Here is a 13,325-nt window from a genome sequence, read left to right on the forward strand (position 1 = left end):
AAGGTAGTATTTTTGAGTGAATATGGCATATTGAACAAGATTGCTTTATGTAAAGGTTCGTGCAAATTTAGTATATTCCTCCTTCATTGAAAATGGAGGTAGCAGGCATAATGTTTAACAATACTTGATGTAGCTTTTAAAATCAGTAGCTTTATCGAAAGTGTAAATCCAATAATCTCGTGATTTTTCTTGTAAAAATATTATGATATGATGTTTAGGTTGTTTATCTACTCTGTGACACATATATATTCATCTAAGAAAGAGGTATCTATGCACCACACACAATTATCCAAGCGACATTGGTTACTTATTTTAACACTTACTTCATTAACATTTGTGCTGGGGACAAGCGAATTTGTAATTGTCGGAATCTTGACTGATATTTCTTCAAGTCTAGAAATGACGAATGCAAAAGCAGGCACACTCGTTTCTGCATTTGCCATTACATTTGCCGTTGCTACACCACTGGTGATGTCCGCAACAAGTCACTTTCCAAAGCGTAAATGGATGCTGTTTTTGATAGCATCTTTCATTGTCTTTAATGCTTTGTGCATTATTTCTACGAACTACATTATGCTACTGATACTTCGTATTATGACAGCAATTGTAACGGGCGTATTAATTTCTCTAGCCATGATTGTTGCAAGCGAAACCATGCCAATTAACAAACGGGGACTTGCTATATCATTCGTTTTCGGCGGTTTCACACTGGCAAATGTCGTGGGGGTACCGATTGGTATTGTCATTTCCAACTCGTATGGATGGAATGCCGCCTTCATGTTAACCACTCTACTGGGAGGGGTTGCGTTTATGGCATCCTTTTTTGCCTTACCAAATGGACTCAGTCAAGTACGGAGCTCCATACGGGATCAGTTTTCTCTCATACTCAAGCCGCGTATTTTAATGGCCTTTTTCATTCCTGCCCTAGGATTTGGTGCAACATATACAGTCTTTACGTACCTTGTTCCTATTTTGAAGGGGATGGGGGCCCCACATAATTCCATTAGTTTTATTCTTTTTGGCTATGGGTTTATTTCGATATTCAGCAATATACTCGCTGGTAAAATTGCCAATCACAATCCTATCGGTCGCCTTCGGTTTGTTTTTCTCCTGCAGGCAATTGTTCTAATATGCTTATTTTGGACCACCAATCAATTTATTTTAGGACTAGCTAACATAGGCTTAATGTCGCTAATGGCTATCCTGTTAACAACATCTACTCAGCTTTATTTAATTGATCTCGCTGAAATTTACCAGCCAAGTGCTAAAGGATTAGCCGCTTCACTAATGCCTGTAGCAAGTAACGTAGGAATTGCCTTTGGTTCTGCATTAGGCGGCATCGTCTATCATCAAGGGAATTTAATGAATGTAACATGGGTCGGTGGACTCGTTGCAGTCTGTGCAAGCCTGCTAACATTTTTTAGTCATCACTTAGATCAAAAACAATGATACACTTCATCCTGCACTAATAACTAGCGATTAAATAATCGCTAGTTTTTTTATTTCAAGATTACACTCTATAAAGATTCCCCTTCCAGCGCTCCTTCAAATGGTCTCCCTCCTTTTCTCTAAATTACTACACAATCGACAGTACTTTGGTAGGATTACCCAGGCAAAATGTATTAGCATTTCTCATTTGAAAGTTATAACCTTTTATTCCATTACTAGGAAAAAAGATTCAATCTATCATTCATAAAATGATACTAATTATCAATATTTCAGAATATTTAAATATTCCGATATTCGAATTAGTTAGATTGTGATAAATTGGAAATATCACACTAAACTGAAAAGTGTGACAATTAAGGGTAGGGGAGGAAATGCGATTTGAAAAATTTTAAGTTTATGAAGTTTTTAAGTAGTATTCTAGTTTTCGTTATGGTGCTCTCTTTATTGGTTCCATTGTCGAGTGCTAGTGCTGAAGATTCGAAACCATTCAAACCGGATAGTCAAAATGAAAGTATTATCCAACTAAAAGCGGCTATTGCGGAACAGCTAAGCCTGTCTAAAGATGGTCCAACTCTTCACGAAAGCTTAGAAAATGTATCAGGCAATCAACAGGTTCCAGTCATTGTCCATTTATCTGAAAAGCCTGTTGCATTAGAGCAGGGAATAAGCGAAATCAATGGGGAAAAATTCTCTAAGGCTCAAGCAAAAGAAGTTCGCTCCAATGTAAAAGTACAACAAGCACAAGTAAAAAAAGAGTTAGCTACTAAAAAGGTACAGCTGACTCAAGGATACACATTTGATACTGTTTTAAACGGTTTTGCGGCAACTGTAAAAGCAAACGATCTTCCGAAACTGCTTACAGTAGAAGGCATTACATTAATCGAACCTGATGTTATTGTTCACGCATCCGAAGAGGATACGGCGAAATCATCAGAACTTATTAAAGAAGACCTATTAGAAGCTCAAATGAATACAAGTAATTCTTTTCTTGGCATCGAAGAGCTTTGGAAGGAAGGACTTGAAGGACAAGGAATAAAAGTAGCCGTGTTAGATACTGGTATTGATGTAGATCACCCTGAGTTTGCTGGAATTTATAAAGGTGGAAAAAACTTTATTCCAAATTCATCCACTTATACGAAGCCTCGGGCAGATAATGATGCATCAGAAACATCGCCTTCAGAGCGTCCAGCTGGGACACCTGAATTTAATGAAAAAGGAAGCGCGTTCTATACTTCTCACGGTACACATGTTGCTGGAACAATTGCAGCAATCGGTGCTAACGAATACGGCATTAAAGGGATTGCTCCAAAAGTAGACCTTTATGCTTACCGTGTTCTTGGAGCATATGGAAGTGGTGCTACATCTGGTATTGTTAAAGCAATTGAAACGGCTGTCATTGAAAAAATGGACATTATCAACCTTTCACTTGGCGGTGGAGCTAACACTGAAACGGATGCTGGTTCATTTGCTATAAATAATGCAATGATAGCTGGAACAATCGGAGTAGTTGCAACAGGGAACTCTGGTCCAAATCGAGGAACAATGGGCACTCCTGCAACCGCTCGCCTAGGAATCGCTGTTGGTAACACAACAAATCCAGAAACAATGTACAACGGGGAAGTGAAAGTTACAGTTGGCAACTACAACTTAACTAAACAGCTTCCATTAATGGGGACTACTTTCGGGAAAAATGTAGCTACACAGCTTCAAGGAGAATTTGATCTAGTTGCTGTTCCTGGAAATGGAGAAGTAAAAGACTTTCAAGGAATTGATGTAAACGGTAAAGTGGCATTAATTTCGCGTGGCAGTATCGCCTTCGTTGATAAAATTGCAAATGCAAAGGCAAATGGAGCTGTCGCAACTATTATTCATAACTTTGCAGGTGGATCAAATGCACCGGACATTTCGGGCACATTCCTTGGTGATGCATTCGAATATCTGCCAACATTTGATATGTCCCAAACGGATGGCAATGCAATTCGCGCTGCATTAGCGGGCGGAAAAGGCAAAGTAAGCTTTAGTAAATTTGCTTCTACAAAGACACTAGGAGATGATGTAAACTCTTCTAGTTCACGTGGACCATCTACTCCAAACTTTGATATTAAACCAGATGTAAGTGCACCTGGTACAAATATTATGTCAACGATTCCAATGTATAAAAAGGATTTCCCAGATGCAGATTATGCGGAAGCTTATGGTCGCAAAACAGGAACTTCTATGGCAACTCCTCATATCGCAGGTATTGTGGCATTAGTTAAACAAGCCAATCCTAATTGGAATGCGTTTGATGTAAAAGTGGCATTGTCTAATACAGCACAGGTATTAGATAAAACAAAATACGATGTGTTTTCTCAAGGTGCTGGGCGTGTCAATGCGTATGCTGCAGCTCATCCAGAAATTCTTGCTTATGCACTTGATAGCGCAATTCTAGATGGAACGGGTGCAGTTACAGAAAACTTGAAAGGTACAGTTACTTTCGGTCCACAAACTATTAAGGATCAGGATATTTCTGTAACGAAACAAGTTTTAGTAAAAGACATTAAAGGAAACGGTGGCAATTATAATGTATCGGTTGATGTGACCAAAACATTTGGTGATGCAACTGTTACAGTAGATCAGCCAACATTTAACCTAAACGGTGAGCAAATTTTAAATATTACATTAACTGCTTCACAAGCTACGGCGCCAAACGGCTCTGAAATACTAGGATATATTTACATTAATGGAGGAGATACAGAAATCTCATTACCATTCGCTGCTGACCTTGGCGGTGAGGCAGTAACGGAAATTAAAGATTATAAGATTACAGAAACAGACCTATCCTTTAACGGAGATGGCGTGAAAGACTCAGCGGTCCTTTCATTCACATTAACTGGAGATGTAACAACTAACTATATCGAGCTTTGGGATATTATGAATCCTGAAGGTGGAGAATACGGAGACGGCTATATTGGTTATCTCCATGCAGGTACAGCGCTAGGAAAAGGCTCTTATACACTGAATGTTGGTGGGCAGTACAAACCATGGGGATCAGAACCTGCCACAAAGATTCCAGATGGTCTATATACAATTGACTTCACTGGTCTTGCAGCATCAGGTCAAGTTTCCGGTTATGTTGGACCTATTGTCGTGAAAACGACTAAACCAGAAATTACGGGTTCAGTGGCTGAAGGTGTCGCTACAGGACAAGTAACAGATAAATATATCGACTACAATGAAGAGTTAGCTTTATATGATTTAAATTACAATTTAAATGATAAATTAAAAGCTTCCTATATTGCGACGGTAAATGGCCAAGTAAAAGCGCCAGTTGCTTTTGAGTTAAATCAAGATGGTAGCTTTACATTCCCAGTAACAGCGGAAACTAATGCTGTCTCAGTAGTAATTACGGATGCTGCCGGGAATGTTGGTGAAGCAAAAATATATGAAAAAGAGATAGTAGAACCTGTAGTTACCCTGTCTGTAAATCCAACTGAGCTAGACCTAACAGTTGGGGAAACTTCACAGCTTAAGGTAACGGAAACCTCTACACCTGCAGAAGGTGATGCAACGGAGGAAGACGTAACGTCAAAAGCAACGTATGCTGTTGAGGATAAAAATGTTGCAACAGTAGCAAATGGATTAGTAACTGCCGTAGGTAAAGGCACAACTACAATTACTATTTCATACGGTGAAAATACTGTTACGTTAAATGTTACAGTTGAAGAACCTGTTGTAGTAGAACCAAACGTAACACTAGAAATTGACCAAGCACAGGTTGAAACTAGTATCGGTAAAGAAGTTACCGTTAAGATTACTGAAGTAACTACTGTCAATGGTCAAACAACAGTAAAAGATGTTACCAAGCTTGCAACCTACGAAGTAGCGAATGATCAAATAGCTACTGTCAGAGCAGGCATTGTAAAAGGAAAAGGTCAAGGGACTACGACAATTACGGTAACGTATGGTGACCACACACTAACATTTGATGTGTTAGTTGAAAAGCCAGACAATGGCAATGGCAATGGTAACGGCAACGGTAATGGCAATGGCAATGGCAATGGCAATGGCAATGGCAATGGTAATGGCAACGGTAACGGTAACGGTAACGGTAACGGTAATGGTAATGGTAATGGTAATGGCAACGGTAACGGCAATGGTAATGGTAATGGTAATGGCAACGGTAATGGTAACGGTAACGGTAATGGTAATGGTAATGGTAATGGTAATGGCAACGGTAACGGCAATGGTAACGGCAATGGTAACGGTAATGGTAATGGTAACGGCAATGGTAACGGTAATGGTAACGGTAATGGTAACGGTAACGGTAACGGCAATGGTAACGGTAACGGTAACGGCAATGGTAACGGCAATGGTAACGGCAACGGCAACGGCAACGGCAACGGCAACGGCAACGGCAACGGCAACGGCAATGGTAATGGTAACGGCAATAAAAATAATCTTGAAGTTACAAAACTTGAGCCATAATTCACCTCCATTCAAACAAAAAGGGAAATTGCTCTATGCAATTTCTCTTTTTAATTTCTTATAAGGACATGCTTACTATGACTTATTCTTATAGATGCTCTCACTAAATACTTTAAATCAATCCAAAATAGCATCATTTATTGTAGATGCTTTTTCGTTTTCAACATAATGCATATATACATACCGTACTTACTTATGATATGGTTCTCCGTAGTGCATCTAAATGAGGTTTTTAATTATTATTCTTTAAAAATTGCAATAGGTCGAATAACAACCGCTGGTTTTGTCGCTACTTCAAACAAATCTCCTTTTTGCTTTCTTCTTTCTTCTCTATTCATTAACCTATCAATACCTTTCAGTGTTGAATCAAATACAGTATATCTGTCACTTGCACCCAAAATGTGTTCAACTCTAGCTAATGTATATGCATTTCCAAATGTTAAATCTTCCAAAGAACAATCTACTAAGTTATCATGAATAACTTTCGCTACAAAATAATATTTCCTTTTATTTGGTGAACCAGTTGGAATTGAATAAATATTAGTATATTTTTTTGAAGCAGCTTCCTCTCTATAACCTTTACTTTCCTCAATGACCTTCTCAAACTCTTCATCTTTTTCAATCCAGCCTTTTGCTAATTCATAAAAATCAGCACCAATACTTAGCATCTGTGCATTTTCATATCCCTTTGGTAGGGAAATTTCAGAAGAGTAATAAACAAATTGTCCATTCTCTAGTTGAGACCAGATAGCTGGGTCAAAACCCTCTAAATATTGAAGTGCAGGCTCAATATACCTGAATAATTTATCAAACTGTGAATCAATTGTAGGTTCCTTTGTAATTTGAACTGAAACTGTGTCTGTTTTTCCTGTTCTTTTTACTCCAACGTTTGGAATTGGGATACCTGCTGCGACAAGTAATTTTTGTATTTCTCCTAGAGAAACTTCGAAATCCCAGTTAGGCTTAGCAGCAATATCTGTTTCTAGAACTTCTTTAACTAAACCTTCCTCTATTGATGACAAATACCTCTTAACTGTTCTTTCATCCAAATACAAAAAGTCTCTGAGCTTAAACACGAAAAAACCCCCTAATTTACACTTTTACATATTATAACATTGCATAGCATTATGGGTTTACTTTGATACAGGTTCACTGTTTAAATAATAATGAAGTTGTACATCTTCTGAATTGTAAATACCAATTCTCAAACAACGGGTAACCTCTAGTGGGATTTCCTCTATGTATTCTGGATTGCTCGCTAATATCTTTTCAAATTCTATTGATTTTTCAATAATTACGATTGATTGGTGAAGAGGAAGGATAAAATCCTCTTCACCTTCTCCATTACTCAAATATTCGTAAAGACTGAAAAACTCATTTCTTAAATATAGGACAAAATCACTTGGAAACACCATTTCAATCTGATTAAAGTCATTTAAACACTGAATAGTTCTCATTAACGATAACTCCTTGAAGGACCTTGTTTAAGCTCTGATACTAAACAGGCTACGATTCCAACGACTGTTCCCATTAAAAAGTATTGCATTACTATTCCTCCTTTATTTTTCAAAATTAGTGCTCTTCTTCACATATACGTAAATAGATACGCCAAACGCCACGCCTGCTTTGAATAGGTCAATTGGTGTCATACTCTCACCTCCTTTACCGGGAAATCAAACACGAAAAAAGAGACGAAAACTCTTATAGAGCAACCCTCTCTGACTTGTAAACGTATTGATTGTTCTCCCTTTCAGACTGCCAGTACTTCATACGAAGGTAATAGGCTTAACAAGTTCACCCCCTTTCAACAAACCAATTCCAATATCCTTCAAACCATGCTTATCCTGTAATAAATACACAACGTTTGATGCACCGCCATCGTAGAAGAATACCCAACATGTTAATTCTGGTTTGTTTTCGTCTGGAATAGTAGCCTTAACCTCTTCGTTGCTTATGTCATCCACTGAAAGAGTTCTAACATCCGCTTTCCAGTCCTTCCAAGCTAAATGTGGGTGATGCTCCTCCATGTAACTCCTGAATACATTGATAATGCTCATAGGTAATTTGCTCCTTTTCATAGGTCGATTAAAATAGAAAAAGGGGGAGAGAACTCATCCGTAATAGATGAATCCTCTCCCCCTTTAAAGGTGAAGTGTTTTGCAACTTCTTTATTAAGTTGTATTTGTATCGTGTCAATCTTCCGGTCCTCATTGATGGTGATTTGACGGATGAGCAGGTGCATCAGTCTTTTCCTCTGCTCCCTGGTCAATGATTCTTGATAGGCACTTTTGAAGTTTTGCATGACCTGTTTGACCATTGAAAAGTTTATGAGTTGTGTACCACCTTGCCCTATCTGCAGTTCAATAGGAGATAGTCTCTCTTCAAGTCGTTCCTTTTCTTCATTCAAAGTGGATAACCGCTGCACAAGGTCTGCTTTTTGAATCAAATCATCTTCGTACAAACCAAGGACTTTCTCTTTCTTTTGTTGATTGGATTCTATTGCCTTTTTCAAAGTCTCATATTCGTGTTGAAGCGGAGAAGAATCTTGTTCTTTCTTGTTATTAATACGTTCAACAATTTGCTCTATAAGCACATCACTTGTGGCTATGTTTGATAGCTTTTCAAGCACATGAGGGTCTGCATAATCCGTCCTTACTCCATTCGACCGACAAACTGCTGAACCTTTATTCTTCCAAGCCCCACATACATAATACTCCAGAACCTTTTTTGTTCCGTCTTTGAGTGTATTCGTTGTCCTTCCAATCACCATTCCTGCCCCACATGCAGGACACTTCATGATACCAGTGAGAGGGAACTCCCCGTCATGTATTCGATTAGGCTTGCCGCTTCTACTCGACATGATATTTTTTGCTTTTTCCCATGTTTCTTCTGAAATGATAGCTTCGTGCTGCCCCTTTTCAATCACAGGGTGAGGATTAATATTGTTTCTTCTCTTCTCGTTCCAATCTCTCCGGACATTATAGCGAATAAATCCTGCATAAAGTGGATTGCTTAGAATCGTTTTTACCCCGTTGATGGAGAAGTCTTTGTTCTTTTTAGTCCGGTGTCCTTCATTGTTGAGTTTATTTGCGATGGATTTGTAACCATTCCCCTCCACGTAAAGGTCAAATACCTTTCGGACCGTTTGCGCTTCTGTTGGATTAACAACAAGTGTTGAGAGTTTTCTCTTACGGTTTTCTCCTGGAACACTCACAACATCATAACCAAGAACCTGCCCGCCATTCCACGACCCTTCTTTAGCTCTTGCTAACATCCCCATTTTTACGTTTTGAGCGATATTATCTCTTTCAAATTCAGCAATGACTGCCAACATCCGAAATTGCATTTTCCCCGCTGGAGTTTCCGTTTCGTAGCGTTCCGTAAATGAACGAAAAACAATGTTTCTCATTTCTAGTTCTTCAACAATATTTAGTAAATCCTTTGTCTTACGAGAAAAGCGGTTCACCTTCCACACGAGTACCAAGTCAAAGTCTTTACCCTTGGCATCATGCAGTAATTGTTGTAAGGCTGGTCTCCCTTTGATGTTCTTTCCGCTTTTCCCTCGGTCCACGTATTCTTTATGAACAACATATCCTTCTCGTTCGCACATTTCTTTTAGCACACGGACCTGTTCATCAATACTGTAGCCTTCTTCAGCCTGTTCCAATGTGGAGACTCGAGCATAGATAGCGGCTCTTTTCTGTGTTCCAGTTCGGCTGAATTGGTCAAGCTGGTCTTCGAGCTGTCTCGCATAGTTCGGCATCACGTTCACCCCCTTTCTTGTTTTCATCTTCAATTAACCAACGTGCTACTAGTGACAGCGGAATTCCTTGCATGGCTGCTAACCTTAAATGTCTCGTATTGAGTAATTTGCACATGTACTCAAACACTCTCAATCCTTCTTCTGTGGAAGTGTCGAAAGGTTCCGTTACTGAACAAATCTCCACACCATATCTTGCAAGCTCTCTTTCTATTTGTTTAAGCTCTTTTCCATCAGGAGTAAGCGTAAATACATCCCAAACAAGGACTACTCCGAACAAACCTTCAGCAGCATCCTTCAACATTTGCTTCAATACTTTTCTTCTTTTTCCTTGAGATTCCGAGCTTGGTTCCCAGTAGACTCTACTGACTCGATATCCAGCACGCTCACACTTTTCTTTTAAGACCTGGACGTCTCGATGAATTCTGTACCCCTCTGGTTGGGTCCACGATATATTTCTTGTGTAAATTACTATCTTATCTTGGTTCTGCTGTGCTGTTTCATCTCTACTTATCATTGGAATCTCCTCCTTTGGGGTGTTTTGTAAGGTACTCTGTGACCATTTCCGCCAAGATGTCTAACATATTTTGATATTCGTAGATTGAACTTTCTTTTTCGTTCATGGCAAGTTCTCCTCATCGATGTAATAATATATATTTCATTTCCTTGTTAGAAGGGGGGAGGGGTGGTTAGCTAAAACAAAACTTTTCATTGGGTTTTTAGCTTTTGGTATTGAGCAATTTTTTGCTTTTCATACACCCCCTACACCCCCCTTAGAACTGAATAATATCGCCAGCTAGAGTAGGGAACTGAAAATCTTCCAATTCTATCAGTTTTATGCCGTCAAAGTAGACAGTTCCTTTAACTTTCTTCTTCACAATCGAGATATTTTCTCTGTCTAAAATCACTTTGAAATAGCGCCAAAATACTTGACGTGATTTCGTTCCTTTGTCGTCAATTCCCTGGACATTTAACCATTGACTATACAAATTGTAGAAATCTGACTGCTTAGTGCGGGAACCAACCTCTTGGACCACATGAGAACGAAAAAATTCTCTCACTGGATTTTGCTCATCGTAGTAAGCACGTTCGGTTTCTTCAATTGCTTTACAGGCACTGAACTGATAGTTATTGCTTCTCAGCCGCTTCAATCCTAATATCGCCCAATTAAGAATTCCAGGCAGTTCCTTGAGCAGTTCGTCTTTCAAATCTACGTTTCGTTCTTCTTTCTTAAAGGTTCTTGAAAAAGGCACGATAATAAGTTTTCGAAAATAGCCTTCTGTAACGTCTGATGAGTCGGGAAGGTTGTTGACTAGAAACACCAAACGGCAGTATGGGCGGTAACTAATCGCAGGACGATACTTAATGTTAATAGTGATGTTATCTCCACTAACAATCGCCTTAAAGTTTTCGGTTTTAAGTGCCTTTCCACCCATTTCGTTCTCGGCAGATATATTAAGCGACTTACCAATCATACTTTCCATACCGAATTGGTCATTAAACTTGGATAAAGGTACGCTGCTGACGTTTTGGGGTCCAACTAATTCAGTGATAATTGAAGCCAAAACACTTTTACCATTGGCTCCACTCCCGTAATAATAAACCGCTTTTTCAGCCTTGGTGTCTCCCGTCAACCAATAACCAATCAGTTCCTGATGAACACCAATTAAGTCTTCATCGTTAACTGTTATGTCATTTATGAAATCAAGAAACTTCGGAGCCTGAGCGTTTGAGTCATAATCAATGGGAATTTGAACTGTCGAAAGAAAGTCAGGAGAGTGTGCTTCCAACCTAAAGGTCGATAAATTCAACATCCCGTTTCTTACGTTGATAAAGTCTCGCTTTGTATTCATTTCATCAACTGTTGGTGCTTCACGTTGAAGAGCCTTGGAAACCTCAGCTTCATAGTTACTCTTCCAACTGTCCCACCTGCCTTCATGCATAACGGTCCGGATAACTTTCCCCAAATTCACTTCGGAAAGTTCTTCATAGAACCCATTCCTGTTGTAGAGGAATAACCTTCCATCCTTTGTCGAACGCACATGGCATCGTTTAAGGAAATGCCTTGCAAATGCATTGGGATTAAAGGCAAATTGGTTCTTTTTCTCATCGTAGAGGAAGCCTCTTTCTTCTGCTTTTCCAACCTTCAAGACATGAACCATCTCGATAATTAAAGCTTTTGGTACTAGTGATTCAGTAATCGTGTCAGCAGTTCTGTAAAGTTCAAGAGACTTTCCTTTCGGCATATCATGAACGTATTCCATTAATGCAGAAAAGAACTCACTTTCTTCACCAATTGCTGTCATGTAAACAGCTGTTTTTAATACTGAGAGCCTTTCTGGTATTTCTATTTCTTGAACCAACACTCTAAGTGTTTCAGAAGAAGTTAATAACCTTACTTTGCTTATTGGATATAATGTAAGAAATTTTTGCATTTCATATATTTTTTTTGTCATGTTTTTTCTCCTTTTGGTTTAGAGAGAAAAGGTTATTCTTCTCTCGACTAATTGGTGTGATTTTCTATGCTCTTAACAACTAATCTTTCATATTCATCCCCAGCTTCGGTAATGTAATGGTCAATTTCACATGTTCCTCTCAAGCCAACTAACTGTTGAACGGTAATCCTTTGCCCCTCGAATATCGACCTGAAGCTCATTAAGAACTTCATTAGAGGCGATTCAGGATTCGAAGAGATAGTGAAGGGAACTGTTATTTGTACCGGAACTTCTCCGCTTGATTGGGTTAGTGAAAAGGTAAATAAGTATTGGTCATAGTACCCAAACTTCCCTTGAATACCTTCTTTTGTTGCAACACTATTAATTTGGAAAAGGCATTCCCCCTTTCCCACCTTCGCTTTTCTCGGCAATCTCACTTTACCGTCCAAAAAAGTGATTAGCCGTTCAAGAGGCGATTCATCTTCTATTAGATTAAAATGATTGGTATCCAAATTGTTAGTGTCATAAGGCAGTTCTTCTTGAGACTCTTCTATATTTTCCAGCTGCAATTCTTGGGCTTCACTTTCCTGCTCCAATGCACTCACTCTTTCTTTTTCCTTCATTTCATTAAACTTCTTTTCTCCTTGAAGTACTGGTCTCCTAACCTTTTTCAATGCCATTTAGTAAATCCTCCATTCAATTTTTAAATCAAACTATCAAGTTGGAATGTAAAAGTATTAGTATCTATGACAGAATCTAAGTACCATGCAACAATAATTTTATTTTCTCTAATCTCGTAACCTACTGGTTCCATACCCAATCCATGCAAATTATTAATGATAAGTTGAACCGTTTCTTTTCGCTCTTGCTCTTTCATGTCCATTAACAATCTTTTCTTGTAGCGATTAATTTCAGCAAACACCATTACATTTTTTAATGAGATTATATTTTGTATTACATCGTATTCCTTCTCGAGATTGAAGTCTTTCTGCAAACCAATTCCAAAATCGTACAATTCTATTAAATCCTCTTCTTTTTCAGATGCTTTCAAAAAAACTTCATCCTGCTTTTTGAACTCATCTAACAGCTTTAGATTTCCTTTATAGTTTTTTTGGATATGCTCTAATAATGACACGCCGTTTCCCCCTTAACTATTTTTACTTTTCTCTTCGGCTAACACATTGAATACTACACAGAAAAATTCAAGATGTGAA

Annotated in this window: 10 protein-coding genes; 2 read left to right on the forward strand and 8 right to left on the reverse strand. The window is 38.6% G+C overall.

Features of this window, described 5'->3' with window-relative positions; translation table 11 throughout:
* The first annotated feature begins 270 nt into the window (after window positions 1-270).
* A complete protein-coding gene (locus ACP3VS_RS13160) occupies window positions 271-1,449 on the forward strand; it encodes an MFS transporter (RefSeq protein ID WP_036162474.1) in 1,179 nt (392 codons plus the stop codon).
* Between the two features lie 378 nt (window positions 1,450-1,827).
* The gene (locus tag ACP3VS_RS13165) at window positions 1,828-5,916 is read left to right on the forward strand and encodes a S8 family serine peptidase (protein WP_426388887.1); all 4,089 of its coding nucleotides are present in this window, start codon (window positions 1,828-1,830) and stop codon (window positions 5,914-5,916) included.
* A gap of 239 nt (window positions 5,917-6,155) precedes the next feature.
* On the opposite strand, the gene ACP3VS_RS13170 is transcribed toward ACP3VS_RS13165, so the two are convergent.
* From ACP3VS_RS13170 to ACP3VS_RS13205, 8 genes are all read right to left on the reverse strand, one after another.
* On the reverse strand, window positions 6,156-6,992 hold the full coding sequence (locus ACP3VS_RS13170) for a DUF6414 family protein (protein ID WP_426388889.1): 837 nt from the start codon (window positions 6,990-6,992) through the stop codon (window positions 6,156-6,158).
* Between the two features lie 57 nt (window positions 6,993-7,049).
* A complete protein-coding gene (locus ACP3VS_RS13175; RefSeq protein WP_426388891.1) occupies window positions 7,050-7,373 on the reverse strand; it encodes a hypothetical protein in 324 nt (107 codons plus the stop codon).
* A gap of 309 nt (window positions 7,374-7,682) precedes the next feature.
* Complete coding sequence (locus ACP3VS_RS13180) at window positions 7,683-7,943, reverse strand: hypothetical protein (RefSeq protein WP_426388892.1); 261 nt, start codon at window positions 7,941-7,943, stop codon at window positions 7,683-7,685.
* A gap of 47 nt (window positions 7,944-7,990) precedes the next feature.
* On the reverse strand, window positions 7,991-9,679 hold the full coding sequence (locus tag ACP3VS_RS13185) for a recombinase family protein (RefSeq protein WP_426388893.1): 1,689 nt from the start codon (window positions 9,677-9,679) through the stop codon (window positions 7,991-7,993).
* Window positions 9,642-10,193, reverse strand: coding sequence for a recombinase family protein (locus tag ACP3VS_RS13190; protein WP_426388895.1), 552 nt, complete (start codon window positions 10,191-10,193; stop codon window positions 9,642-9,644). Before ACP3VS_RS13190 ends, ACP3VS_RS13185 begins: the two co-directional genes overlap by 38 nt.
* A 256-nt stretch (window positions 10,194-10,449) precedes the next feature.
* On the reverse strand, window positions 10,450-12,132 hold the full coding sequence (locus ACP3VS_RS13195; protein ID WP_426388896.1) for a DNA primase family protein: 1,683 nt from the start codon (window positions 12,130-12,132) through the stop codon (window positions 10,450-10,452).
* A 47-nt stretch (window positions 12,133-12,179) separates the two neighbouring features.
* Window positions 12,180-12,791, reverse strand: coding sequence for a hypothetical protein (locus ACP3VS_RS13200; RefSeq protein WP_426388898.1), 612 nt, complete (start codon window positions 12,789-12,791; stop codon window positions 12,180-12,182).
* Between the two features lie 23 nt (window positions 12,792-12,814).
* Window positions 12,815-13,246, reverse strand: coding sequence for a hypothetical protein (locus tag ACP3VS_RS13205; RefSeq protein WP_426388900.1), 432 nt, complete (start codon window positions 13,244-13,246; stop codon window positions 12,815-12,817).
* Between the last annotated feature and the right edge of the window lie 79 nt (window positions 13,247-13,325).

It is taken from the genome of Lysinibacillus sp. VIII_CA (genome assembly GCF_049943995.1).
GTDB lineage: Bacteria > Bacillota > Bacilli > Bacillales_A > Planococcaceae > Lysinibacillus > Lysinibacillus pinottii.

Coding starts and splice junctions, on each gene's coding strand:
- ACP3VS_RS13160 (WP_036162474.1), top strand. CDS start 271: ATGCACCACACACAATTATCCAAGCGACATTGGTTACTTATTTTAACA.
- ACP3VS_RS13180 (WP_426388892.1), bottom strand. CDS start 7,943: ATGGAGGAGCATCACCCACATTTAGCTTGGAAGGACTGGAAAGCGGAT.
- ACP3VS_RS13195 (WP_426388896.1), bottom strand. CDS start 12,132: ATGACAAAAAAAATATATGAAATGCAAAAATTTCTTACATTATATCCA.
- ACP3VS_RS13175 (WP_426388891.1), bottom strand. CDS start 7,373: ATGAGAACTATTCAGTGTTTAAATGACTTTAATCAGATTGAAATGGTG.
- ACP3VS_RS13190 (WP_426388895.1), bottom strand. CDS start 10,193: ATGATAAGTAGAGATGAAACAGCACAGCAGAACCAAGATAAGATAGTA.
- ACP3VS_RS13200 (WP_426388898.1), bottom strand. CDS start 12,791: ATGGCATTGAAAAAGGTTAGGAGACCAGTACTTCAAGGAGAAAAGAAG.
- ACP3VS_RS13185 (WP_426388893.1), bottom strand. CDS start 9,679: ATGCCGAACTATGCGAGACAGCTCGAAGACCAGCTTGACCAATTCAGC.